Source organism: Actinoplanes sp. NPDC026670, assembly GCF_040638175.1.
Classification (GTDB): domain Bacteria; phylum Actinomycetota; class Actinomycetes; order Mycobacteriales; family Micromonosporaceae; genus Actinoplanes.
Genome location: NZ_JBEZXU010000012.1, coordinates 74936 through 99197 on the forward strand (window position 1 = coordinate 74936; position 24262 = coordinate 99197).

Consider the following 24262-nt stretch of genomic DNA (forward strand, 5'->3'; position numbering starts at 1 on the left):
GGACGGTGTCGGAAACCGGTTATGTGTGGTCACTGTTCACCTCGTACGGGATGATCACTTCGGGGGTGCGGTGCACGGACCGGTCGAAGAACAGGGCGCGCCGCGGCCGTGGCCGCCAGAGCGGCCCGCCCGGTTGCGGGTAGAGCGGCGCCAGGTCGGCGCCGTGCACGTCGAGGGCCACCCAGGCGCCGATCGGATCGAACCGGCCGGCCAGGTCGTCGCGGAGCCGGCTGACGGCCCGCCACCAGCCGAGCACGTGCACCCGCCGGGACGGGCCGGTGTCGAGAAGGGCCCGCAGCGCCGGGCGCCGGGCCGGCCCGGCTGCTTCGAGTCCGTAACCGATCAGATACCGCGGGACGTCGGAGGTCGGCGGGTCGAAGTGCACGTCCGAGAGGTCGTACCAGTCGGCCGCCGGGAGTTCGGCGACCAGCCGGGCCGCCGACCGTTCCGCGGCCGGGTCGAGGCAGACGATGCTGAAGTGGGCGGGCCCCTGCGCGGCGAGCGACAGGGCGGCCGCGGCCAGCACGTCGCAGGCCTCGTCGGCTCGGGTGCCGATGACCGCCAGGTTGCGTCCGGGCATCCGGCCGAGCCGGACCCGGGCGGGCCGCGCCGACACGTCGATCCGCTCACCGAGGACCGCCCCGGGTGAGGAGCCGACCGGCGCGCCGGCGACCGGCACCCGCCCGGACGGCCGGTACGCCGAGGGCAGCCGGGGCACCGCGTCCCCGTCGAAGATCCGCGGCTCCTCGCAGCCGAGCGGCCGGGACCGCCACAGCCGACGCTGGGTGGCCCGCCAGCCGAGCGGGTCACCGGCGTCCGGCAGCCGCACCACCCGGTTGGCGCCGGCCAGCCCGGATTCGGTGTTGACGACCGCGTGCCGGGCCGGGATGACCGAGGCGGCCAGGTTGTCGTCGGCGAGGATCCGGGCCGCCTTGGGCAGCGCGATCCGCAGCGTGAACGGGGCGATCAGGGTGGGCCGGCCCTGCAAGGCGCGCAGCCCGTCGGTGTCCCGGGTGGCGAGGACCAGGTGGATGCCGTGGTCGCCGCCGCGCCGGGCGAGGTCTTCGAGCAGGCCGGCCGCCTCGTCGGCGACGGTGTCCCGGCCGTCGAGCAGCACCTGGAACTCGTCCAGGAGCGCGACGACCCGGGGCCGGTCCTCCGGGTCGGCGCGCCGGGCGGACCTGGCGCGCAGTTCCTCGCCGAGATGCCTGAGCACGGCCAGGCCGAACTCCCGGTCGTTCTTGACGTTGACGCCGGCCAGCCGGACCTGCGGCAGCCAGCTGGGGTCGCGCGGGCCCGGGGCGTACCTGGCGAACGACCCGCCCTCCTTGAAGTCGAGCAGGTAGAGGGCGAGTTCGCCGGGGCCGTACCGGGTGGCCAGGGAACCCAGCCAGGTGTAGATCAGGTTGGTCTTGCCGGAGCCGGACGGGCCGCCGATCAGCACGTGCGGCAGGCCGTCGCCGAGCGGGATCGCGACGAGGGTCCCGTCGGTGCTGTCGCCGATCGGGGCGGGCAGGCCGTGCCGGGCGGACTCCTCCCAGAGCCGGGCCGGTTCCAGGTCGGCGAGCCGGGCCGGTGGCGGGCCCTGGCGCTGCCGTTCGGCGACGTCGCGGCAGAGCGCGGCGGGCGGCGGCGGGTCGAGGTGGATCTCGAGCCGGCCGAGAGACGCGCACGCCGCGACCCGGTCGTGGACCACGATCCGTTCGACCGCGGGATCGTCCGGCAGGTCCAGGCCGCGGACGATCAGGTGCACCCCACGGTCCACGCCGGTACGCGTGATCCGGTCCAGCTGCGCGCGTTGGACCCGGGTCATCTCGTCCCCGGTGGCCCGGTCCGCCAGCAGGACGACGAGCCGCCAGGCGTCGTGATCCTCGGCGTGACAGAGCTCCTCGAGCAGCGCCCCGAACCCGCCGGGCCCGACGAACCGGGGCCCGAGCTGCCCGAACGCGCCCCGGCTCTCCGGGTCGTAGACGATCAGGTCGACGTCGCCGGCCCGGGTGCTGCCGAGCGCCCGCAACAGCAGGCCGGTGATCACCTCGTCGAGGGTGGCGGCCGGCCCGCTCAGGTGCAGGTGCGCCCGGTCGAGCAGCGGGATGAGCGCGGGCAGCGCGGACGTCTCGTCGAAGGTGATGGTGCCGATTCGCAGCAGTCCGGGCGTGGTTCCCGGTTCGGGTTCGCTCGGCGCCCAGAACCGCCACGGCGCCCCGGCCGCCCCGGTGGCGCTCATCGTGGCGAGGCCGCGCAGGTGCCCGGCGAGGCGGGTGGCCTCACCGCGGTAGCGATGCTGGACCTCCTGGCGGGCGGACTCCCGGGCGGCGGCGAGCTGGTTGAGGCAGGTGGCGTACGCCTCCCGGACCAGTTGCCGCCGCTGTTGTGCCTCACCACGGGCCGACTCGGCGGCGGCGAGGACCGCACGGGCGGTGCCGCGGGCCTCGGCGAGCTCCTGCCGCACCGCGGCGACCAGCGCGTTGCGGTGGCTCATGGTCGGGGATATTAGCCCTAAATGACCTTTTATGGGGTTTAGGTGGTGCGTGTCGTGATCTCGGCAGAGGGGAGGGCGCGGTGCCGGCCCACCACATCGATCCACAGTTGCTCGGCCACCAGCATGGCCGCCTCCCGCTGCCACTGCTTCGTAACGTCCTGCGGCACGTACCGCTTGAACCAGTCGACGGCCAGCCGCGCCTCCCGGCTCACCCCGTCGGTCCGCAGCCGCCGTGAGTACGGATTCAGCCCGAGCACACAGCAGAACTGGAGCACGTTGTAGTACCGCCAGTCCTCGGTCGTCCCGAACGGCCCGGCCGGCCGCATCGACGACACGCACTCACGCAGCACCGCCCGCAGCTCCCGGGCCCGTGCCCGCGGCTGGTCCTCCTTGCCGGCCAGCCGCCGCTCCACCGCCGGAAGGTCGGTCAGCGGGCTGCGGGCCAGCCGGTTCAGGTCACCGAAGTCGTTCAGCGCCCGCCTGGTCATCCGCAGGAACTCCGGCTCGCCGATGCTGTTCAGCCGCCGCTGCTCCCGCCGCCGCAGCAGCGCGTCCGCGTTCAGGAACAGCGCCGACCGGTCGGAGCGCAGCGGCTGGTCGTCGGCGAGCGCCACCCGGTCCAGCGCCCGGCGCACCTGGGATCCCAGCCCGGCCAGCGCCGACCCGGCGGCCAGCACGGTGAACTGGAGCAGCGCCACCCCGTCCTGCTCCGGAGCCAGCCACAGCGTCACGCCCGCCGGGATGCCGGCCAGCACCAGCACCGCGATCTGGGCGACCAGCGAGCGCCGCAGGTCGGGCCGCAGCCGCTCACCCGTCTCACCGGCGTGCGCCACCGCCATCAGGTAGCCGACCACCAGCAGGTCGAGGCCGAGCGCGGCGATCGCGGCCAGTTCCCCGGACCTGGTGAACAGCAGCAGCACCAGCGACGCCGTGCCGAGCAGCGCCATCACGGTCAGCGCGAGCGGCAGCATCCGCGGCACGACCTGATCGCGCAGCCGCCACATCAGGCTCAGCGCGCCGACCATCGGGGCGACCACCACCAGCCGGCCCGCCTGCGGCAGAAAGACGATCATCAGGAGGAAGGCGGCGCCGAGCAGCAGGGCGCCCCGGTCGATCGGCCGCCGCTCGACAGGCGTCAGCGGCAGCAGCGACACCACGGCGCCCGCCCAGCACAGCGCCGGGATGCAGAGCAGCACCTCGGCGGTGGCCGAGCCGGGGGCCACGGTCCAGGCGGCGACACCCAGCGCGTACGACACCAAGGCCGTCGCCGTCCATCGCAGGGTGGCCCGGCTCGGATCACGCCCGATCAGGTAGCACGCGAGCCAGCAACTCAGGGCGAAGGCGGGTACGGCGATCGCGATCACCCCGAGAGTCAACCAAACAGGTGACGGGTCTCGACACTCCCGGCCCGCTCCCGCTTACGGCGAGCCCGCCGCCGCACCACCCAGACCGCCGCCCACACGAGCACCCCGAGACCGATCAGGACGAGCACCGGAAGCACGATGGCCAGCACGGACATCACCACACTGCCGAGATCCTCGGCGGTGCTGGCGACCGGCGCGCCGAACCCGGCGGTCGTCACGTTGACCACCGGGCGGGACGCCGCCTTCAGAATGTGGACGATCAGCGCGATCACCACGCCGGCGACGATCGGCGCCCACTGGTTCGAGGTGAAGAACGCGCCCGGATCGGTGACGGTCACCGTCTCCGAGGCCGAGCCCGCGCCGAACGCCAGGCCACCCGCGGTCGGCCGGACGAACGTCTGCACCACGTCGTTGAAGTGGTCGACCACCGGCACCTTGTCGGCCACCACCTCGATGGCGAACAGGATCGCGAGAATCGTCAGCGTCCAGCCGTTGGCCAGCCACGCCGAACCGGACGGCAGATCGATCGCCGACGTGTACCGGGCCAGCAGGCCCATGGTCAGCAGCGGGATGTAGGCATTGAGACCGGCGGAGGCGGCCAGACCGGTACCGGTCAATACTTCGAACACGATCTCAGGATCGCACCGCCGCGCACGTGCCGCCCGCGGGGCCCGCGCGGATCGTCAGGTACCGTCGTGCGGTGCGTCTGGTCATCGCGAAATGCTCCGTGGACTATGTCGGCCGTCTCTCCGCCCACCTGCCCCCGGCGGTGCGGCTGCTGATGGTCAAGGCCGACGGGTCGGTGTCGATCCACGCCGACGACCGTGCCTACAAGCCGCTCAACTGGATGAGCCCGCCCTGCAAGCTGCAGGAGGCCCCCGGGGTGTGGAAGGTGGTGAACAAGGCCGGCGAGGAGCTGCGGATCACCCTGGAGGAGGTCTTCCAGGACTACTCCTACGAGCTGGGTGTGGACCCCGGCCTCGTCAAGGACGGTGTCGAGGCGCATCTCCAGGAGTTGCTCGCCAAGCACCCGGAGACCTTCGGTGAGGGCTTCACCCTGGTCCGTCGCGAGTTCATGACCGCGATCGGCCCGGTCGACCTGCTCCTCAAGGACCCCGAGGGCAAATCGGTCGCGGTCGAGGTCAAACGCCGCGGCGAGATCGACGGCGTCGAGCAGCTCACCCGCTACCTCGAACTGATGAACCGCGATCCGCTCCTCGCCCCGGTGCAGGGCGTCTTCGCCGCGCAGGAGATCAAGCCCCAGGCCCGCGTCCTGGCCACCGACCGCGGCATCCGCTGCGTGGTCGTCGACTACGACGCCCTGCGGGGCATGAAAAAAGACGAACTAACCCTTTTCTGATCGTACGGCTACAAAAGGTACCGTCCCCTACACCGCGACGCAGGCCTGACTCACGCCCACCACCGCGCCTTTCGGGCGGAGGCGCCCAGCCCGACCTGTCTGACGTCCGGCTAGCCGGACCTCAGACAGGTAACGCAGTCCGTCACCGGGCGGCACTTCCGGCTAGCCGGACCTCAGACAGGTAATGCGTGTGCCATAACCTGTCTGACGTCCGGCCGAGCGTGCCCGGCCGGACGTCAGACAGGTTATGCAGGCCCCATAACGTGTCTGGTGTTCGGCTAGCCGAACAGGGAGGTGTCTGGTGTTCGGCTAGCCGAACAAGGGGGTGGGTGGTGGTTACCTTGCCAGGCCTACCCGGGACGGGTCGGTTGTCCAGGAGATGTAGGCGCGGATGCCCAGTGCCGCCGCGCCGGCCTGGACGGCGATCGCGGTCCACGTGGCCGGCCGGTCGCCGAGCAGGGTGATGACCGCGGGCAGCGCCAGGATCAGCAGGTCCAGCCCGGCGAACGCGTAGACGATCGGCCCGGTCGGGACCGAGCCCATCGGAGTGTCGACCGGGATCAGGTCGTTGCGGACGAACCCGGCCCGCGCCGCCCGTATCGCGACCACGCCACCGACCGGCCCGAGTGCCAGGCCCATCGCCCACCACTGGCCCGGTGGCAGCCCGCCGGCCGCCTGGAGCAGGCCCAGCGCGACGGTGGCCCAGACCGTCCCGAGGACGGCCGGCACCCACAGCCGCTGCTGGACGACCTGACGCGAGTCGAGTCCGAGCATCCGCAGCAGCACCGGGTTGCCGGCGTCGGTCTTGATCGTGGCGCTGGTCGCCTTGGCCGCGATCACCATGCCGGCCAGCAGGGCGATCACCAGCACCCAGCGTGGCACGGAGATCAGCAGCAGCGGCAGCGCGGTGGACGCGGCCGTCCACACCAGACGGGCCGGCCGGCGCCGGGCCAGCAGCAGGTCCTGGCCGGTGAGCGGCGGCAGCCGGCGGGGCAGCCGGGCCGACCGCAGCCGCCGGGTCGCCCAGTAGCGGCGTTCCAGCATCTCGGAGAGGAACGACGGCTCGATCCCGTAGACCGAGTCGGCGAGGGTTCCGGCGGTCTTCGCGGACTCCAGGATCGCGTCGTTGGGGGTGCGCGCGAGGTCGCGTACCCCCAAGAGGAACGCCAGCATGGTCGACACCGCGAGGGCGCCGGTGACGGTGACCACGACGGAGGCCGCGGCTTCTCCGCCCAGGCCGGGCGGCGTCCAGCCGGTCGCCTCGGCAACCAGGCCGGCCAGGCCGGCGGCGAGCGCGATCCGGGCGACGGTGTCGGTGATCGACGCGAGTCGCGGCCGCGATTGCGCGGCCGAGGCGAGGAGCGCGAGGAGTACGCCGAACAGCGCGCCCGTGACGATCAGGAGGGAGGATCCGGGCGCGACCGTGTTGCCGAGGACGCCGAACGCGGACGCACCGCCTGCGACGGCCGCGCCGAAGGCGGTCGCGAGCAACGATGGCGCCAGCAGTTTGGGCCGGCTGACCGGTGCGGTGAGCAGGAAGTATGCGGCCGGGCGGGTGACCGAGACCGGCCCGAGCCGGCGTAGGGCCAGGTGGATCAGGCCGGTGGCGCAGGCGGCGGTGGCGAGCGCGCCGACCCCGCTGAGGTGGGGGACGAGTGGGCTGAAGACGGCCCGCAGGGTGTCCTGGGCCATCACCGCCAGCACGGCGATCGAGAACACCACCGTGTAGATGGTGGCGAGCGCGTCCCCCCGGTCCCGATGGGAGGCCTGGGCTTTGCGGATCCAGCGGCGGACCGGCCGGAGCGCGACGACGGCGGTCACGACGGGCCGGCCGGGGAGCCGGGTCCGGTCAGCTGCTCCATCGACACCATCTCCGCGCCGGACGCCACCGCGAACTTGTCGTCGTGGCTGGCCAGCAGCAGCGAACCGCCGGTGGACAGGTATTCGGCGAGCATCCCGGCGACCATCGCCCGGCCCTCCGGGTCGAGGCGCTGTTCCGGCTCGTCCAGGATGAGCAGCGAGCTGGGCCGCAGCAGCACCAGCGCGAGGGTGAGCCGCTGTTTCTGGCCGGACGACATCGACGGCGGGATGGCGTCGGCGTGCCCGGCGAGACCGAACTTCTCCAGCGCCTCGTCGATGCCGGACTCGTCCGGGTCCTGGCCGTGCGCGCGGCACACCAGTTCGGCGTGCTCGCGGACGGTCAGGCCGGGGTACCAGGTGGGTGGCTCGACGGTGGTGGCCACGGCACGCCAGAAGTCGGGGCTGTCGCCCGGCGCCGCGCCGAACACCCGGACGGCGCCCTCGTCGGCCTGCTGGAGGCTGCTCACACAACGCAGCAGTGTGGACTTCCCGATGCCGTTCTCGCCCGTCACGCAGACGCCGGCGCCGGCCGGGACGGTCAGTCCCACATCCACCAGCACCGGCGTCGAGCCGTAACTCACGTACAGACCATTGACCTCGACCGCTGGGTGATCAACCACCCACCCAGATTAGGGCTTGCGGCCGTACAGCAGGCGCAGCGCCTTGACGATCTGCTGGACCTGGGCCGGGGTACGTTCGAACGTCATGGCCGGGAGCAGGGACGGGCCACGGCGTACGGTGATCGCCTTGGCCCGGGCGAACTCGCGCAGACCGTCCTCGCCGTGGATGCGCCCGAACCCGGATTCGCCGACCCCGCCGAACGGCAGGTTGCCCATGCCGACGAAGGTGAGCGTCCCGTTCACGGCCACCATCCCGGACCGCAGCCGGCGGGCGATGCGGATCGCGTTCTTCTTGCCGAAGACCGAGCCGCCCAGGCCGTACGGCGTGTCGTTGGCCTTCTGCACGGCCTCGTCGGCGTCGCGCACCCTGGTGATCGTCAGCGTCGGCCCGAAGGTCTCCTCGCGGATCTCCGACGAGTCGTCCGGCACGTCCACCAGCACGGTCGGCGCGACGAACGGCGCCTGCACCGCGTCGGCCCCGCCGAGCACCGCCTTGCCGCCCTTGGCCAGCGCGTCCTCGATGTGGTCGCGGATGATGTCGAGCTGCTTGGGCATGGTGATCGGGCCGATCTCCGCGCCGGTGCGCAGCTTGCCGGCCTTGGCCACGACCGCTTCGACGAACCTGTCGTAGACCGGCTCGACCGCGTAGACCCGCTCGATGCCGATGCAGGTCTGCCCGGCGTTGGTCATGGCGCCCCAGACCGCAGCCTCGGCTGCGGCGGTCACGTCGGCGTCCGCGTCGACGATCAGCGCGTCCTTGCCGCCGGCCTCCAGCACCACCGGCACCAGGTTCTCGGCGCAGGCGGCCATCACCTTCTTGGCGGTGGCCGTCGAGCCGGTGAACGACACCTTGTTGACCCCGGACCGGCACAGCGCGCCACCGACGTCGCCGAGGCCGTGCACCGCCTGCAGCACCGGGTGCTCCGGAACCACCTCGGCGAACGTGTCAGCCAGCCACTGGCCGACGACAGGCGTGTACTCGCTCGGTTTGAAGACGATGGCGTTGCCGGCCGCCAGGGCGCCGCTGATCGGGCCGACGGGGGTGACGATCGGATAGTTCCACGGGCCGATCACGCCCACCACGCCGTACGGCTGGTACTCCAGGTGCCCGGAGTGCTCGGCGACCAGGATCCGGGTGCGGACCCGGCGCGGGCCGAGCACCTTCTTCGCGTGGCGGGCCGCCCAGTCCAGGTGCTCGACCGCGGCGACCGCCTCGATCGTGCCGTCGGCCAGGGGCTTGCCGGACTCCCGGTGGACGAGCTCGGCCAGTTCCTCGATCCGCTGGACGATCAGGGAGCGCCAGCGCAGCAGCCGGGTCTTCCGGCCGTCGAAGCCGAGCCCCTGCCACCACACGGCGGCTTCCCGGGCCCGTTCGACCGCTGCGACCACGGCTTTCTCGTCGGCGACCGGCACGCGGCCGGCCTCCTCGCCGGTGGCCGGGTTGGTGGAGATCAGCCAGCCGTCATCGATCACGGGGAGGCCGGGAACGTGAGTCGCCGTCATGTCCCGAGTCTAGGATGATTGTTACCGGCGAGTCACTACGTACGCTTGACCTCGTGAGCCCCCGCCGTAACCGCCCCCGCCGCCCAGCCGACGACGAGCCCGGCCCGGACCGTCCCGGAATCACCGAGCAGCGTGTCCAGCAGTGGCAGGACGGCGAGTGGATGGTGCGGTCGATCTTCGGCGCGGCGGCCGCCAAGACGTACCGCTGCCCGGGTTGCATGCAGGAGATCCGCCCCGGGGTGGCGCACGTGGTGGCGTGGCCGGCCGACGGCTGGGGCGACATGGCCGACCGCCGTCACTGGCACACGGGTTGCTGGCGCGGCCGTGACCGGCGCACGCCAGGGGTGGAGCGCTCGCGCAACGCCCCGAGGTATGGGTGAAACTCTCCTCATGAGCAACAACCAGATCCGGGCCAACTCGATCCTGCCGGCTCACCGGGAGGACATCGAGCTGCACACCGCGGACGGCGTCACCCTCGTCGGCGAGCTGGCCCGGCCGCTCGACCGCGAGCCGGTGGCCACCCTCGTCTGCCTGCACCCGCTGCCCACCCACGGCGGGATGATGGACAGCCACGTCTACCGCAAGGCGGCCTGGCGGCTGCCCGCGCTGGCCGGTCTCGCCGTGCTGCGTTTCAACACCCGTGGCACCAGCAGCGTCCGCGGCACGAGTGGCGGATCCTTCTCGAAGGCGGTCGACGAGCGTTTCGACGTGGCCGCCGCCATCGAGTACGCGGAGTTCGCCGACCTGCCGGACATCTGGCTGGTGGGCTGGTCCTTCGGCACCGACCTGACCCTGATGTACGGGCTGGACCCGGCCGTCTCCGGCGCGATCCTGCTCTCCCCGCCGCTGCGCTTCTCCCAGCCGGAGCACCTGGCCGCCTGGGCCTCCGACGGCAAGCCGGTCACCGCGCTGATCCCCGAGTTCGACGACTACCTGCGCCCGGCTGAAGCCGCCGAACGTTTCGCCGCCATCCCGCAGGCGGAGGTCGTGCCGATGCCCGGCGCCAAGCACCTGTGGGTCGGCGACGCCGAGAAGGTCCTCGACGAGATCGTCCGCCGGGTGGCCCCCGGGGTGTCCACTCCGCTGCCGACGACCTGGGACGGCCCGATGGAGACCGGCGACGCCACCGCCTACGCCGACCGCACGGTCGCCGCCTTCGACAAGAACTAGCGCTCCTCCAGGCTCGGCAGCATGACCTCCCGCATGATCAGCTGGATGGCGGCCACCATCGGGATCGCGACGAGCGCGCCGATCACGCCGAACAGGCCGACCCCGAGCAGGGCCGCCACCAGCGCCGCCACGTCGCTCACCCGGACCGAGCGGCGCATCACCCGCGGGTAGATCAGATAGTTCTCGATCTGCTGGTAGATGATGAAGAACACGATGCAGGCGATGCCGTCGGACACCGACGACGCCAGCCCGACCAGGCTCACCACGATCGCGCCGAGGGTGGCCCCGATCTGCGGGATCAGGTCACAGACCGCGACGACCACGGCCAGCGCGAAGGGGTACGCCAGCCCCAGCGCCAGAGCCAGCGCGAAAGTGCTCGCCCCGGCCAGCACGGCGATCGCCAGCGCGCCCACCATGTACGCGCCGACCTTGGTCAGGATCTCGTCGCCGATCAGCGTGACCCGCTCCCGCCGGGAGGCCGGGACCAGCCGGTAACCGGTCGACTTGAGCCGCTCGAACGACGCCATGAAGTAGATCGTCAGGACCAGCACGGTCAGGATGTTGAAGATCGTGCCGAACAGCAGCCGGGCGCCGCCGACCACCCCGCCCAGGGCGTTCGTGATCGTCCCGGCGTTCACCGCGCCCTGCACCCGGTTGGCGATGTCGTAGCGCTGCACCAGCTCGTTGACGGTCTGGCTGCGGCGCAGGCTCTCCACCACGTCCGGCGCGTTGTTGATCAGCTCAGTGGTCTGGGTGACCAGCGGCGGGATCAGCGCCACGATCCCGCCGGCCAGCAGCCCGACCACGCTGAGCGCCACGATCGCCACCGCCGCGCCCCGGCGCAGCCCCCACCTGCGCAGCCGGGTCACCGCCGGGTTGAGGCCGATCGCCAGGAACAGCGCGATGAAGATCAGGATGAGCATCGAGGTGGCGTTGCGGATGCCGAGGAACAGCGAATACGCCACCAGCAGGCCGAGTCCGAAGAGGAATCCGACCAGGAACGGGTTGCGTCGGTTGAGCGGCGGCCCGGGCTCACCGAACGGTTTCTCCTCGACCGGCGCCTTCTCGACCGGTGTTTTCTCCTCGACCGGTGTTTTCTCCTCGACCGGTGGTTTCGCGTCGGCGGGTGGCTCGGCGGACATCAGACCTCCTCGATCACCGAATCCGGCGATCGGAGGCTATCGCCGCCGAGCTCGGCCCACCACCGGGGACGACCCTGATCTCACTCGGCGTCGGCCGGGATCCGGGTCGCCTGCGGAACCGTCACCTTCGCCGACGCGGTCACCTTGCCCGGCTGCTTCTCCGCGGGCTGGGGCTGGACCGCCATCGGCACCGGCTCCACCGGCTTCTCGGCCGGCGCCTCCGGCTCGCCCGGGTCACTCGGGTCGGCGGCCGCCGCCAGCACCGCGGCCGCGGCCAGCTCGGCGACCCGCTTCGCCTCTTTCTGCACCTGGCGGCGAACATCGGCGGCGTGCCGCTCGGCGGCCTCACCGGAACGCTTCGCCTCGGCCACCCGCTTCAGCTCCGACTCCAGCTGCTGCTGGGTCTCGGCGAGACGCTGGCGGACCCGCTCGGCCTCGGTCTCGGCGCTCTGGGCCTGCTCCAGCGCGGCGACCCGGCGCTGCTCGGCCTGCGCCACCTCGCCGTTGGCGGCCTCCAGCTCCCGGCCGGCCTGGGCGATCTTCTCCTGCTGGGCGGCGATCTCCTTGCGCACGGCCGTGGCCTGATCGTCCGACCGCCGGAGGACCTCCTCGGCATACTTGTCGGCCTCGCTGCGCAGGTCGGCGCACTGCTTCTCGACGCCGGCCCGCATCTGGCCCAGCTCCTCGATCACCGAGTGCCGGCGCAGCGCCAGCTCGTGCTCGACCGACGCCTTCAGGTCGGCCAGCTCGCGCTCGGCCTCGGCCCGCTTGGCGGCGATCTCCTGGCTGGTCTTCTCCCGCAGCGCCTTGAGCTCCTGCTCGGCCTGCATCCGGGTGGACTGCACATAGCCGTCCACCTCGGCCCGCTGCCGGGCGGCATCCTGGGCGGCCTGCTCGACCAGGTGCTGGCCCTCGTTGCGGGAACGGGCCAGCACCGCCTCCGCCTCCTTGCGCATCTGCTCGCCGGCCTGACGGGCGGCGGCCAGCGCCTTGTCGGAGGCGGTCCGCTTGGCGGTGTCGGCCTTCTCCTCCTCGGCACGGCGCGCGGCCAGAGCGATCTCGAAGTCACGGATGCCGTTGTGGGCGTGCGCCTCGGCCTCGGCCCGGATCCGCTCGGCCTCGGCCAGCCGGGAGGCGATGTCGTCGGTCGCCGACGCCTTGATCGCCTCGCCCTGCTCCTCGGCCAGCGCCAGGATCTGCTCGACCCGCGGGCCCAGGTGCCGGAACGACACCTCACCGCTGACCCCGGAGTCACGCCGCGCCTGGGCCAGCTCCGCCTGTAGACCCTTTATCTGCGCCGTCATCGCCTGCATCTGCGAGTAGGCCTGCTCGCGGTCGGCGAGGAGGGCGGCGATCTCGTTCTCCGCCCGGGTCACGTATCGCTCGACCTGCTTGCGCTCGTAACCCCGCAGGGCGGTCTCGAAGCTGGGTTCGGTGGCCGAATCTCCGCCGAGACCGAGAATTTCACCGCCGTGCGACATGCTTTCCATCCTCACATACGCATCGTCCCGTGGCGTGTCGATACACACCGGTTTGGCAGAGACGATCCGGGTAGTTGTGATCTGTCTGACCTCGGCTCGATAAACCCAGGCAAGCGCGAAACGAGTCAGGCCGTACCGGAGAAACTCCGGTACGGCCTGATTTCGTCATCGAATGCCCCGGCCGTTGTCAACCGTCGCGCACTCGCGGCGGCTCCGCAACCGGAGAGAGACGATGGTCTCGGGTCAGGAATTCGTCTGAGCGGCGACCGGCTCGTCCTCGTCGTCATCCGCCTCGGCCAGCTCGCCCTGGGCCGTGACCTGCTCGGGAGCACGCTGTGCGGGCGCCTCGGCGGGCTTGGCGGCGGCTGCTGCCACGGCGGCCGCGGCAGCCGGTGCAGCGGCTCCGCCGACCCCCGGCACCAGGCCGGACAGGCCGGACAGCATCTGACCCAGCTGGTTGGTGACCGCGTCCTTCTGACGGGTCAGGTCCTCGACCTCGCGGCGGGCCGCCTGAGTGGTCAGCTCCGCCTCCTGGCGGGCGTCGCCGAGCAGGCGGTTGGCCTCCTGGCGGGCCTCGGTGACGGTCTTCTCGGCCAGCGCCCGCGCCTTCTCGACGGTCTCGGACGAGTGACGCTCGGACTCGATGCGGCGGCTCTCGGCGCGCTGCTCGATCTCCTTCGACCGGTCCTCGGCGGCGCGGGCCCGCTCCTCGGCCTCGGCCACCATCTTCTGGGTGGCGGCGACCTGGGCGGCGTGCCGCTGCGACTCCTCGGCCTCGGCCTTCTCCCGGCGCTCGGCGATCTCCAGCGCCAGGGCCTGCAGGTCCTTCTCGCGCTTGTCGCGGGCGTCGGCGAGCAGCTTGGTGGCCTCGGCGCGCTTCTCCTCGGCCTCCCGGCCGGCCTTCGCGCGGGCCTGGGTGATCTCCCGCTCGGCGGTGGCGCGCAGCGACGCGACCTCACGCTCCACGGTCGACTTGAGCTCGGCGACCTCGTGTGCGGTCACCGTGCGCAACTGCTTGGTCTCGCGGTCGGCGTCCGACCGCAGCGTGTCGGCCTCGCGCCGGGCCTGGACCCGGGCCTCGGCGGCCTCCCGCTCGGCGTGCGTGCGGACCTGGCCGGCCTCACGCTCGGCGGTCGCCTTCATGGCGGCGGCCTCGGCACGCGCCTTGTCGGTGATCTCGCGGGCCTCGAGACGGGCCGCGGAGAGAATGCCCTCGGACTCCCGCTTCGCCTCGTTGCGGTGATCGTTCGCCTGCTCCTCGGCGAGACGCAGGATCTGCTCCACCCGGGTGCCCAGCCCGGAGAGCGTCGGCCTGTTGTTCTCCTCCAGCAACTTGTTGCTGTCGGCGAGCTTCTGCTCGAGCGCGTTCAGACGCTGCTCGGCCTGGCGCAGGCGACGCTGCGCGTCGTTCATCCGCTGCTCGGCCTCGCCGCGGGCCGCCTCGGACTGGTTCAGCGCGGCGAGCAGCCGGCCGATGTGTCCGTCGACCTGTCCGCGGTCATATCCCCGCAGTACGACGGTGAAGTCGTGCTGAGAGTTGGCGGTCTCGAAGAAGGCCAGGTTCTGATCCTGCTGCTGGGGCATTGCGCCATCCTGGCGAAGAGGAATCGGACATGCAAGAGCCGATGGGCATCCGAACCGCATCGTAGATCAGCTTCGACCTGGAGCGCAGACCGCCCCCGGGCCGTTCGGGGAGTACCGCTGACTCACCGGCCGGTCCGGCGTCGTCCCGCTGTCACCAGCCCACTCGGGGCTTCGGGGGATTCCGGGCCCGTCGCCGGGGTCGTCGGCCCTGCTCAATGCCCCCGATCCTGCCAGGCGGGCGGGTCCGCGTCAGGTCGAATCACCCGCGAGAGGTACGCCTCACGCCGGCTCCACCAGCTCCACCAGCACACCCCCGGCGTCCTTGGGGTGCACGAAGTTGATCCGGGAACCCGCCGTGCCCCGCTTCGGCTTGTCGTAGAGCAGCCGCAGCCCCCGGGCCCGCAGCGCGTCCGCGGCGGCCTCCACGTCGGCCACCGTGTAGGCGAGTTGTTGCAGGCCGGGGCCGCTGCGGTCGATGAACTTCGCGATCGCCGAGTCGGGCCGGGCCGGAGCCAGCAGCTGCAGTCGCGGGCCGCTGCCGTCGCCGACCGCGAGCATCGCCTCCCGGACGCCCTGCTCCTCGTTCGTCTCTTGGTGCACACAGTGCAAACCGAAGTTCCGGGCATAGAAGCGGAGCGCTTCGTCCAGATCGGCCACCGCGATCCCGACATGATCGATTTTCAGGAGGCCGACATCGGAGAATGTGACATTCTCAGCCGCGGTGCCGCTCGATGTGTCGTCAGTCATGGGGCTAGTCTCGGACCTGACCCATCGTTAAGGCCACTCCGGGTGTTCCCCGCGCCCGTTCCCGCAGATCGGATCACGACCGTGACCAGCTCCGTCATCGTCAGCGGCGCCCGGACCCCGATGGGGCGCCTCCTCGGAAACCTCAAGCACCTGCCCGCCACCGCCCTCGGCGGGCACGCCATCGCCGCCGCCCTCGGCCGGGCCGGCATCGAGCCCGGCCGTGTGCAGTACGTGATCATGGGCCAGGTGCTCCAGGCCGGCTGCGGTCAGATCCCGGCCCGTCAGGCCGCCGTCGCGGCCGGCATCCCGATGTCCGTTCCGGCGCTCACTGTCAACAAGGTGTGTCTCTCCGGGCTGGACGCGATCGCCCTGGCCGACCAGCTGATCCGGGCCGGCGAGTTCGACGTCGTGGTGGCCGGCGGCATGGAGTCGATGACCAATGCGCCGCATCTGCTGACCGACCAGCGCGCGGGCCGTAAGTTCGGTGACGTGCTGGTGCGTGACCACACCGCCTTCGACGGCCTGATGGACCCGTGGGCGGGCATCTCGATGGGCGAGTCCACCGAGGCCAGTGGGGTGGGCCTGGGCATCACCCGCCAGGAGCAGGACGCGTTCGCCGCGCAGAGCCACCAGCGGGCCGCCGCCGCCCAGCGGGACGGCCGGTTCGCCGCCGAGATCGCGCCGGTCCCGGCCGGTGGCCGCAACGCCGCCGGGCCGGTCGACGGCGACGAGGGTGTCCGCCCCGACACCACCGGCGAGTCGCTGGCCAGGCTGCGGCCGGCCTTCACCCCGGACGGCACGATCACGGCGGCCAGCTCCTCGCCGATCTCCGACGGCGCCGCCGCGGTCGTGGTGATGAGCAAGGCCAAGGCTGAGGAGCTGGGGCTGACCTGGCTCGCCGAGATCGTGTCGCACGGCAACGTCGCCGGTCCGGACAGCTCGTTGCAGTCCCAGCCGGCCAACGCCATCCGGCACGCGCTCGGGAAGGCCGGCCTCGCCGTCGAGGACCTCGACCTGATCGAGATCAACGAGGCGTTCGCCCAGGTGGTCATCCAGTCCACTCGCGAGCTGAAGGTGGACGAGTCGATCGTCAACGTGAACGGCGGCGCCATCGCGCTCGGCCACCCGATCGGCATGTCCGGCGCCCGGCTGGTGCTGACCCTCGCGCTGGAGCTCCAGCGGCGCGGCGGCGGCCTCGGTGCGGCCGGGCTGTGCGGCGGCGGCGGGCAGGGCGACGCTCTGATCATCAAGGTCCCCGCGGCGTGATCCAGCGCCGGTCGCGTGACGTGCCCTCCCTCGTCGCCAAGGCGCGGGAGGGTGACGCCCGGTCGGTGGCGCGCCTGATCAGCCTGGTCGAGAACGACGATCCGGCGCTGCCCGAGGTGGCCGCCGCGATGGCGTCGCACGCCGGGCGGGCCCAGGTCGTCGGGCTCACCGGCGCACCCGGGGTGGGCAAGTCGACCACCACGAACGAGCTGGTCCGCGCCCTGCGTGAGGCCGGAAACCGGGTCGGGGTGCTGGCCGTCGACCCGTCCAGCCCGTTCACCGGCGGGGCGATCCTCGGCGACCGGATCCGGATGCAGGACCACACCGCCGACTCCGGGGTCTACATCCGCTCGATGTCCAGCCGGGGCCAGCTCGGCGGTCTGTCGGCGGCCACCCCGCAGGCGGTCCGGGTGCTGGAGGGCGCCGGCTGCGACGTGATCCTGGTCGAGACGGTCGGTGTCGGGCAGGCCGAGGTGGAGATCGCCTCGCTCGCCGACACCACGCTGGTGCTGCTCGCACCCGGGATGGGCGACGCGATCCAGGCGGTGAAGGCGGGCGTACTGGAGATCGCCGACGTCTTCGTGATCAACAAGGCGGACCGGCCCGGCGCCGACGCCACCTACCGTGACATCCAGGGCATGCTCGCCCTCGGCGAACGCGGGCCGGGCGAGTGGCGGCCCCAGGTGGTCCGTGCGGTCGCCGTCAAGAACGAGGGCATCGACGACGTGGTGGCCGCCGTCGGCAAGCACCGCGAGTGGCTGGAGAGCACCGGCAACCTGCGCAGACGGCGTGAGCAGCGGGCCGCCGCGGAGATCTCGGCGCTGGCGCTGGGCACACTGCGGGCGCGGATGGGCGACCTGCGCGGGGGCGCCGCCCTGCCGGCGCTGGCGGCCCGGGTCGCCGACGGCACGATCGACCCGCACGCCGCCGCCGCGGAGCTGCTGGCAGGTCTCTGACCACCCTCACTTCCGCGATCTCGTGGACCTCGGTCACACCTGTCCAAGATCGACGGCGGAAGCCGGAAGCGGAGAGCGGGAGCGTCAGGCGAAGCGGGCCAGCGTCTGCTCGATCAGGGCGCGGTCCCAGGTCAGGGCGCCGTCCGCCAGTTCGGTGATCAGCGCGCGCAGCCATGCGATCTCGGCGCGCAGCATGCCGGCCCGGTACTCGTCCTCGATCAGGAACAACCGGGGCAGTCCGGGTGGGGCCTGCGCGTCGACGGCGGCGGCCCGCTCGGTCAGTTTCTCCACCCGGCGTTCCAGCAGCTCACGGGTCTCGGCTGGGGAGAGCATCGGCAGGAAGGCCAGCGCCACCGGGAACTCCGGGAACTCGCGGGCCGGCTCCGGCAGCATCTCCAGCAGCCAGCGCCGCAGGCTGGCCGCGCCCTCCTCGGTCACCTCGTAGACGGTGCGCTCCGGACGGCCGGGCTCCCGGGTGGTCTCACCGGGGCGGGCCAGTCCCTCCCGTACCAATCGATCGAGGGTCTGATAGACGCTGTTGCGCTGCGCGACGTTGACCAGCTGGTCCTGACCGCGCTCCTTGATCACCTGCTGCATCCGGTACGGGTGCATCGGCGCCTCCACCAGTAGAGCCAGCAGAACCATCGCCAGGGGAGACCGCTTCATGCGGGTCAGCTTAGGGGTTGACGGTTCCTAGTCATCTCATCAATAGTTATTTTATGACTACGAGAGAGCAGGATGCCATCGTCATCGGGGGCGGCATCGCCGGGACCGCCGCCGCCATCGCCCTCCGCCTCGCCGGCCGCACCCCGGTGATCCACGAGGCCGGCCGGCCGGGCGACGCCGAGCGCGGCGTCTTCGTGACCATCGCGGTGAACGGGGTGAACGCGCTGCGGTCCCTCGGCGCCGACCCGGCGGTGGTGCTGGCCCGCGGGTTCGCCACGCCCCGGCTCGCGCTGCGCCGCGCGTCCGGCCGGCTGCTCGCCGAGTTGCCGCTCGGCGGGCCCACCCCGGACGGGGCGGTCACCACCACGATCCGGCGCGCCGACCTCTACGCGGCGCTGCGGGCCGAGGCCGAACGGCAGGGCATCGAGATCGTGTACGGCCACCGGCTCACCACCGCACACTCCGGCCCGCACGGGGTCACCGCGGAGTTCGCCGGCGGCCGCTCGGTCACCGGGGAACTGCTGGTCGGCGCGGACGGGCTGAACTCGCGTACCCGTACCGCCATCGATCCGGAATCGCCCGCGCCGCACTTCCTCGGCCTCCTCGACACCGGCGGTTTCACCGACGCCCCGGTCGATCCCGCGCTGGTCCCGCCGCCCGGAGCGATGCAGATGTCGTTCGGCCGGAAGGCCTTCTTCGGCTGGACCGCCGGTCCGGACGGCCGGGTCTGGTGGTTCGCCAACCCGCCGCGCCGGCGCCCGGTCGAGCCCGGTGAGTTCACCGCCGAGACCTGGCGCGCCTACCTGCTGGGCCTGTTCGAGGGCGAGCCGGCCGGCGACCTGATCCGGGCCACCGGCGGGATCCTCGGCCCGTGGAGCACCCGTGACCTGCCCCGCGTGCCGGTCTGGCACACCGACCGGATGGTGCTGATCGGGGACGCGGCGCACGCCGTCGCGCCGTCGTCCGGGCAGGGCGCCTCGCAGGCGCTGGAGGATGCCGTGGTCCTCGGGCACAGCCTGCGCGAGCACCCGGATCAGGCCGTGGCGCTGGCCGCGTACGAGGCGGCGCGCCGGCCACGGGTGGAGAAGGTGGTCGCGCACGGGCGGCGGACCAGCAGCACCAAGGTCGCCGGGCCGGTCGGCGCGGCGATCCGGGACGCGATGACGCCGCTGGTGATGCGGATGCTGCACCGGCGCGGCGACCCGCAGGCGTGGATCTTCGAGCACCGGGTGCCGGTGCTGGCGCGGGCGCCGCGGTGAGTCGTGGGGGCCCCGGCGGCGTTGGCGGGCGCCACCGGGGCCTCTGGGGAACTGCTTGTCCTCCACTCTCGTTTCCCGGCCGATCGGTCGGCAACGGGGAAAACCCTTGCTGTGAGGCGGGCCGGAGGCCTTAGCGATCGTTCAGTTCTGATCTAACATGGCAGGTATGGATGCAGCCGAGATCCACGCCGGCCGTGAGCGCTGGCAACGACGCTACGATGCGGCCCGCAAGCGGGACGCCGACTTCACCACGCTCTCCGGGGCGACGGTGGAACCGGTCTACGGGCCACCCGAGGGCATCGCCTACCCCGGCTTCGAGCGCATCGGATGGCCCGGTGAGTTCCCGTTCACCAGAGGGCTGCACCCGACCGGCTACCGCGGGCGGACCTGGACGATCCGCCAGTTCGCGGGCTTCGGCAACGCCCGGCAGACCAACGAGCGTTACAAGATGATCCTGGCCGCCGGCGGTGGCGGGCTCAGCGTCGCGTTCGACATGCCCACCCTGATGGGCCGCGACTCCGACGAGCCCGAGGCGCTCGGCGAGGTCGGCCACTGCGGTGTCGCCATCGACTCGGCCGCCGACATGGACGTGCTCTTCGAGGGCATCCCGTTGCAGGACGTCACCACCAGCATGACCATCTCCGGGCCGGCCGTCCCGGTCTTCTGCATGTATCTGGTGGCCGCCGAGCGGCAGGGCGCCGACCTCTCGAAACTCGACGGCACCCTGCAGACCGACATCTTCAAGGAGTACATCGCCCAGAAGGAGTGGCTCTTCGCGCCCGAGCCGCACCTGCGCCTGATCGGCGACCTGATGGAGTACTGCGCCCGGGAGATCCCGCGGTACAAGCCGCTGTCGGTCAGCGGCTACCACATCCGGGAGGCCGGCTCGACCGCCGCGCAGGAGCTGGCGTACACGCTCGCCGACGGTTTCGGCTACGTCGAGCTGGGCCTGTCCCGCGGGCTCGACGTCAACACCTTCGCCCCCGGCCTCAGCTTCTTCTTCGACGCGCACGTCGACTTCTTCGAGGAGATCGCCAAGTTCCGCGCCGCCCGCCGCATCTGGGCCCGGCACCTGCGCGACGAGTACGGCGCCACCAGCGAGAAGGCGTTGTGGCTGCGGTTCCACACACAGACCGCCGGGGTCTCGCTGACCGCGCAGCAGCCGGTCAACAACGTGGTCCGGACCGCGGTCGAGGCCCTGGCCGCGGTCCTCGGCGGCACCAACTCGCTGCACACCAACGCCCTCGACGAGACCCTCGCGCTGCCCACCGACGAGTCCGCCGAGATCGCCCTGCGCACCCAGCAGGTGCTGATGGAGGAGACCGGGGTGGCGAACGTGGCCGACCCGCTCGGCGGATCGTGGTATGTGGAGGCGCTCACCGACCGCATCGAGGCCGAGGCCGAGGAGATCTTCACCCGCATCCGCGAGCTCGGCCACGACGGCAGCATCACCGCGGGCATCCTGCGCGGCATCGAGGACGGGTGGTTCACCTCGCACATCGCCGAGGCGGCGTTCGCGTACCAGCAGGCCCTGGAGAAGAACGCCAAGAAGGTGGTCGGGGTCAACGCGCACACCGGCACGGTCGCCAAGGACCTGGAGATCCTCCGGGTGTCCCACGAGGTCGAGCAGGTCCAGGTCCGCGACCTGACCGGCCGCAAGGACAACCGCGATGGGGTACGGGTGAAAGCCGCCCTGGAACACCTGATCACGGTGGCCCGCACCGGAGAGAACATGATCCCCGCCATGCTCGAGGCGGCACGCGCCGAAGCCACCCTCGGTGAGATCTGCGGCATCCTCAAATCGGAGTGGGGCATCTACCGCGAGCCGCCGCGCTTCTGACCCGTACCCCCGCGGTCCTGTGGGTTGACGGACCTCGCAGGACCGCGGCGGGTGAGCTGGCCGGAGACCGGGAGAAGTGGGTTGTGACGTCCGATATCGGCGGCCTGGTGGCGACGCGAACAGGCGTGACAGCGTGCGAGACTAGGTAACCATGAGCGACCCACGGACCACTCCGTCGATCTTCACCCGCGGCGCGGTCGATCTCAGCGCGCTGCGCCCCTCGACGCCGGCCAGACCGGCCGCGCCGAGCCGTCCCGCCGCCGCCCCGGCCGCCCCGGCCGGCAATGTTCCCGGTGCTGTTCCAGGCCCGGTTCCCGGTAACGTCCCCGGCGTCACCCCGGACGTGATCATCGACGTCAACGAGGCCGATTTCCAGTCCGTTCTGGAACAGTCCCTGACCACGCCGATCCTGCTCGACTTCTGGGCCGACTGGTGCGAGCCCTGCAAGAAGCTCTCGCCGGTGCTGGAGAAACTGGCCGTCGAGTACGGCGGCTCGTGGATCCTCGGCAAGGTCAATGTGGATCTGAACCCGCGTCTCGCGCAGGTCTTCCGGGTGCAGGGCATCCCGCAGGTGACGGCCCTGATCGGCGGGCAGCCGGTCGAGGGGTTCAGTGGTGTCCTCTCCGAGGCCCAGGTCCGGCAGTATGTCGATGCCGTCCTCAAGGCCGCCGGGGTCAGCGTGGCCGCCCCCGAGGACCCGCGTCTCGACGCCGCCGACGACGCCCTGATGGGTGGCGACCTGGACGCGGCCGAGGCGGCGTACCGGAAGATCCTCGCCGAGTCACCCGCCGACGCGGCCGCCGAGTCCGGCCTGGCCCAGGTGGAGCTGTACCGGCGGATCGCCGGCGTCGACCCGTCGACGGCGCTGGCCAAGGCCGACGCCGACCCGGAGGACTTCGAGGCCCAGCGGCTCGCCGCTGACATCGAGGTGCTGAGCGGGCAGGCCGCCGAGGCGTACGCCCGGTTGATCGCCCTGGTCAAGAAGACGGCCGGTGACGACCGCGACGCGGTGCGCAAGCACCTTTTGTCGTTGTTCGCCGTTGCCGGGCCGGACGACCCAGCGGTCGCCGGCGCAAGGCGTGCGTTGGCCAGCGCACTCTTCTAAGCTGCGGCTTCACAACGAAGGGGGGCGTCGTGCGCCGCATCGCCGTTCTGGACGCACCGTCCAATCTCGGCCTGCGCCCGCCGACCGCGACGTCGGTGCCGGGCTGCGCCAAGGCGCCCGGCGCCCTCCGCGACCAGGGTCTGCTCACCAAACTCGGCGCCCGCGACGCGGGTTGTCTCACCCCGCCGCGGTACGACCCGGGCGACTGGCGTCCCGGTGACGGCGTCGCCCACGCGGCCGAGATCGCGGCCTACTCCCGGGCGCTCGCCGACCGGATCGGGGCGATCATCGACGGCGGCGAGTTCCCGGTGGTCCTCGGCGGCGACTGCTCGATACTGATCGGCGCCGGCATCGCCATGCACCGTCTCGGCGACGCCGTCGGCGGCCGGATCGGGCTGGTCTTCGTGGACGGCCACTCCGACTTCCGGCACCCCGGCAACGCCTCCTACGTGGGCGCCGCCGCCGGTGAGGACCTGGCTCTCGTCACCGGCCGGGGCCAGGCCGACCTGGCCGCCATCGAGTCCCGCCGGCCGTACTTCCGCGACATCGACGTGGTGGTTCTCGGCATCCGCGCCCAGGACGAGTACCGCCTCGACCTCCAGGCCGCCGGCATCGTGACCCGCCCGGTTCCCGCGCTCCGTGCCGAGGGCGCCGCCCGCAGCGCCCAGTGGGCCCGCGACCAGCTCGTCGACTGCGCCGGCTACTGGGTGCACATCGACGTGGACGTCCTCGACCCGGCCGTGATGCCGGCCGTCGACGCCCCCGACCCGGGCGGCATCGCCTTCCCCGAACTGGAACTCCTCCTCACCGGCCTCGTCGAGTCCCCACACTGCCTGGGCGTGGAGATCACCGTCTTCGACCCCGACTACGACCCGGACGGCCGCTATGCGTCCGAGATAACGTCGGCGGTGGTCAGCGGCCTTTCTCCGGTACGCACGACGACCCCCCGCCCGGACCTGATCGCCGCCCGCCGCGACCTGGACAAGCCGGCCACCCGCCGCTCCCCGTCCCGTCCCGGCCCGCTGATCCCGCCGGCGCCGCCCGAAGCCGGGCCCACGACTTCGGACGCCGCCGACGACCTCGCCCCCGCGGCGGCCACCGGTGACGAATCCGCCTCCGCTGCGCCCACCCGTGACGAATCCGCCTCCGCTGCGCCCACCCGTGACGAATCCGCCTCCGCTGCGGCCATCGGTGACGGCCTCGCCCCCACCGCGCCCACCGGTGACGAACTCGCCTCCGCCGCGCCCACCGGTGACGAATCCGCCTCCGTGTCGGCCATCGGTGACGACTTCGCCTCCGCGGCGGTCAGCGGTGACGAATTCGCCTCCGCGGCAGCCGCCTCCGCGGCAGCCGCCTCGGCCACCGGCGATGAATCCGCCACAGATCCCGATGGTCCCGCAGCCGCTGAGCTGCCTGTCACGAGGATCTCGATCGAGATCACGGGGCTCGATTCCGCTGCAGACCCGGAGCCGGAAACCTTCCTCGACCACACCGCCGACCCGGCCGATCCGGATGCGGATACGGCCGAGCCGGACGTTGTCTCCGAACCCGGCGCAGTTGCCGGCGGTCCAGCCACCAGCCCCGTCGATGCCGAGCCGGTTGTTCCTTCCGGTCGCGTGGGCGGTGCGGATGCGATCGATGCCGAGCCGGTTGCTTCTTCCGGTCGCGTGGGCGGTACGGACGCGGTCGATCCCGAGCCTGTTGTTCCGTCCGGTGGCGTGGTCGTCTCGGACGATTCAGGTGCGGATGCCGCCGATGCCGAGCCGGTTCCCTCCGGTGATGCTGGTGCCGGTGATCCGGACAGTTCCGTCGATCCCGAACTCGTGGCCGCCTCCGGTGGTGGTGACGGTTCAGGAG

General features: G+C 72.0%; 19 protein-coding genes and 1 pseudogene. 9 read left to right on the forward strand and 11 right to left on the reverse strand.

Features of this window, described 5'->3' with window-relative positions; genetic code table 11:
- Nucleotides 1-19: 19 nt before the first annotated feature.
- From AB0E94_RS14335 to AB0E94_RS14345, 3 genes are read right to left on the reverse strand one after another with little or no spacing between them, the layout of a single operon-like run.
- Nucleotides 20-2482 carry an FtsK/SpoIIIE domain-containing protein gene (locus AB0E94_RS14335; protein ID WP_360326217.1) on the reverse strand — a complete coding sequence of 821 codons (2463 nt, stop codon included), beginning with the start codon at nt 2480-2482 and terminating at the stop codon, nt 20-22.
- Nucleotides 2483-2520: 38 nt separating this feature from the next.
- A complete protein-coding gene (locus AB0E94_RS14340; protein ID WP_360326218.1) occupies nt 2521-3858 on the reverse strand; it encodes a hypothetical protein in 1338 nt (445 codons plus the stop codon).
- Complete coding sequence (locus AB0E94_RS14345) at nt 3855-4475, reverse strand: DUF4126 domain-containing protein (protein WP_360326219.1); 621 nt, start codon at nt 4473-4475, stop codon at nt 3855-3857. Before AB0E94_RS14345 ends, AB0E94_RS14340 begins: the two co-directional genes overlap by 4 nt.
- 71 nt (nt 4476-4546) lie before the next feature.
- On the opposite strand from AB0E94_RS14345, the gene nucS reads away from it, so the two are divergent.
- A complete protein-coding gene (gene nucS, locus AB0E94_RS14350; protein ID WP_360326220.1) occupies nt 4547-5206 on the forward strand; it encodes an endonuclease NucS in 660 nt (219 codons plus the stop codon).
- Nucleotides 5207-5542: 336 nt separating this feature from the next.
- Here the strand turns inward: nucS and AB0E94_RS14355 are convergent, their stop codons facing one another.
- The 3 genes from AB0E94_RS14355 to AB0E94_RS14365 are packed head-to-tail and all read right to left on the reverse strand — an operon-like array spanning nt 5543 to nt 9189.
- Complete coding sequence (locus AB0E94_RS14355; RefSeq protein ID WP_360326222.1) at nt 5543-7027, reverse strand: DUF6297 family protein; 1485 nt, start codon at nt 7025-7027, stop codon at nt 5543-5545.
- Nucleotides 7024-7686, reverse strand: a complete 663-nt coding sequence (locus AB0E94_RS14360) for an ATP-binding cassette domain-containing protein (RefSeq protein ID WP_360326224.1) — start codon at nt 7684-7686, stop codon at nt 7024-7026. Before AB0E94_RS14360 ends, AB0E94_RS14355 begins: the two co-directional genes overlap by 4 nt.
- Before the next feature lie 9 nt (nt 7687-7695).
- Entirely contained in the window at nt 7696-9189 is a 1494-nt protein-coding gene (locus AB0E94_RS14365) for an aldehyde dehydrogenase family protein (RefSeq protein WP_360326226.1), read from the reverse strand.
- A 161-nt stretch (nt 9190-9350) separates the two neighbouring features.
- Between AB0E94_RS14365 and AB0E94_RS14370 the strand changes: the two genes are divergently transcribed.
- Both AB0E94_RS14370 and AB0E94_RS14375 read left to right on the forward strand, forming a co-directional pair.
- On the forward strand, nt 9351-9569 hold the full coding sequence (locus tag AB0E94_RS14370; protein ID WP_317797331.1) for a hypothetical protein: 219 nt from the start codon (nt 9351-9353) through the stop codon (nt 9567-9569).
- A gap of 10 nt (nt 9570-9579) precedes the next feature.
- Nucleotides 9580-10359: an alpha/beta hydrolase gene (locus AB0E94_RS14375; protein ID WP_360326228.1), complete on the forward strand. Its 780-nt coding sequence runs from the start codon at nt 9580-9582 to the stop codon at nt 10357-10359.
- Here AB0E94_RS14375 and AB0E94_RS14380 read toward each other — a convergent pair.
- From AB0E94_RS14380 to mce, 4 genes are all read right to left on the reverse strand, one after another.
- Nucleotides 10356-11501, reverse strand: coding sequence for an AI-2E family transporter (locus AB0E94_RS14380; protein WP_360326230.1), 1146 nt, complete (start codon nt 11499-11501; stop codon nt 10356-10358). The two genes, AB0E94_RS14375 and AB0E94_RS14380, sit on opposite strands and share 4 nt — an antisense overlap.
- 80 nt (nt 11502-11581) lie before the next feature.
- Nucleotides 11582-12982 (reverse strand): Laminin subunit beta-1, encoded by a 1401-nt coding sequence (locus tag AB0E94_RS14385; protein WP_360326231.1) that lies wholly within the window; start codon nt 12980-12982, stop codon nt 11582-11584.
- Between the two features lie 243 nt (nt 12983-13225).
- Complete coding sequence (locus AB0E94_RS14390) at nt 13226-14566, reverse strand: cell division protein DivIVA (protein ID WP_360326232.1); 1341 nt, start codon at nt 14564-14566, stop codon at nt 13226-13228.
- A gap of 279 nt (nt 14567-14845) precedes the next feature.
- Entirely contained in the window at nt 14846-15313 is a 468-nt protein-coding gene (gene mce / locus AB0E94_RS14395; RefSeq protein ID WP_360326234.1) for a methylmalonyl-CoA epimerase, read from the reverse strand.
- Between the two features lie 81 nt (nt 15314-15394).
- Here mce and AB0E94_RS14400 point away from each other — a divergent pair, with 81 nt between their 5' ends.
- The gene (locus tag AB0E94_RS14400; RefSeq protein ID WP_360326236.1) at nt 15395-16579 is read left to right on the forward strand and encodes an acetyl-CoA C-acetyltransferase; all 1185 of its coding nucleotides are present in this window, start codon (nt 15395-15397) and stop codon (nt 16577-16579) included.
- Complete coding sequence (gene meaB, locus AB0E94_RS14405) at nt 16576-17535, forward strand: methylmalonyl Co-A mutase-associated GTPase MeaB (RefSeq protein WP_360326237.1); 960 nt, start codon at nt 16576-16578, stop codon at nt 17533-17535. The genes AB0E94_RS14400 and meaB overlap by 4 nt, the downstream gene beginning before the upstream one ends.
- 84 nt (nt 17536-17619) lie before the next feature.
- On the opposite strand, the gene AB0E94_RS14410 is transcribed toward meaB, so the two are convergent.
- Nucleotides 17620-18201, reverse strand: coding sequence for a PadR family transcriptional regulator (locus tag AB0E94_RS14410; protein WP_360326239.1), 582 nt, complete (start codon nt 18199-18201; stop codon nt 17620-17622).
- A 53-nt stretch (nt 18202-18254) separates the two neighbouring features.
- Here AB0E94_RS14410 and AB0E94_RS14415 point away from each other — a divergent pair, with 53 nt between their 5' ends.
- The 4 genes and pseudogenes from AB0E94_RS14415 to AB0E94_RS14430 all read left to right on the forward strand — a co-directional run.
- Nucleotides 18255-19460 carry an NAD(P)/FAD-dependent oxidoreductase gene (locus tag AB0E94_RS14415; RefSeq protein WP_360326240.1) on the forward strand — a complete coding sequence of 402 codons (1206 nt, stop codon included), beginning with the start codon at nt 18255-18257 and terminating at the stop codon, nt 19458-19460.
- 166 nt (nt 19461-19626) lie between these two features.
- On the forward strand, nt 19627-21300 hold the full coding sequence (locus AB0E94_RS14420; protein WP_360326242.1) for a methylmalonyl-CoA mutase family protein: 1674 nt from the start codon (nt 19627-19629) through the stop codon (nt 21298-21300).
- A 151-nt stretch (nt 21301-21451) separates the two neighbouring features.
- On the forward strand, nt 21452-22405 hold the full coding sequence (locus AB0E94_RS14425; protein WP_360326243.1) for a tetratricopeptide repeat protein: 954 nt from the start codon (nt 21452-21454) through the stop codon (nt 22403-22405).
- A gap of 29 nt (nt 22406-22434) precedes the next feature.
- Nucleotides 22435-23337, forward strand: a pseudogene (locus tag AB0E94_RS14430) (arginase family protein); the annotation flags it as partial.
- Nucleotides 23338-24262: the final 925 nt, after the last annotated feature.

Excerpts from the sequence above, each read along its gene's own strand:
- AB0E94_RS14335 (WP_360326217.1), bottom strand. The coding sequence starts at position 2,482 with ATGAGCCACCGCAACGCGCTGGTCGCCGCGGTGCGGCAGGAGCTCGCC.
- AB0E94_RS14370 (WP_317797331.1), top strand. The coding sequence starts at position 9,351 with ATGGTGCGGTCGATCTTCGGCGCGGCGGCCGCCAAGACGTACCGCTGC.
- AB0E94_RS14390 (WP_360326232.1), bottom strand. The coding sequence starts at position 14,566 with ATGCCCCAGCAGCAGGATCAGAACCTGGCCTTCTTCGAGACCGCCAAC.
- mce (WP_360326234.1), bottom strand. The coding sequence starts at position 15,313 with ATGACTGACGACACATCGAGCGGCACCGCGGCTGAGAATGTCACATTC.
- AB0E94_RS14410 (WP_360326239.1), bottom strand. The coding sequence starts at position 18,201 with ATGAAGCGGTCTCCCCTGGCGATGGTTCTGCTGGCTCTACTGGTGGAG.
- AB0E94_RS14365 (WP_360326226.1), bottom strand. The coding sequence starts at position 9,189 with ATGACGGCGACTCACGTTCCCGGCCTCCCCGTGATCGATGACGGCTGG.
- AB0E94_RS14385 (WP_360326231.1), bottom strand. The coding sequence starts at position 12,982 with ATGTCGCACGGCGGTGAAATTCTCGGTCTCGGCGGAGATTCGGCCACC.
- AB0E94_RS14425 (WP_360326243.1), top strand. The coding sequence starts at position 21,452 with ATGAGCGACCCACGGACCACTCCGTCGATCTTCACCCGCGGCGCGGTC.
- AB0E94_RS14380 (WP_360326230.1), bottom strand. The coding sequence starts at position 11,501 with ATGTCCGCCGAGCCACCCGCCGACGCGAAACCACCGGTCGAGGAGAAA.
- AB0E94_RS14415 (WP_360326240.1), top strand. The coding sequence starts at position 18,255 with ATGACTACGAGAGAGCAGGATGCCATCGTCATCGGGGGCGGCATCGCC.
- AB0E94_RS14375 (WP_360326228.1), top strand. The coding sequence starts at position 9,580 with ATGAGCAACAACCAGATCCGGGCCAACTCGATCCTGCCGGCTCACCGG.
- AB0E94_RS14420 (WP_360326242.1), top strand. The coding sequence starts at position 19,627 with ATGGATGCAGCCGAGATCCACGCCGGCCGTGAGCGCTGGCAACGACGC.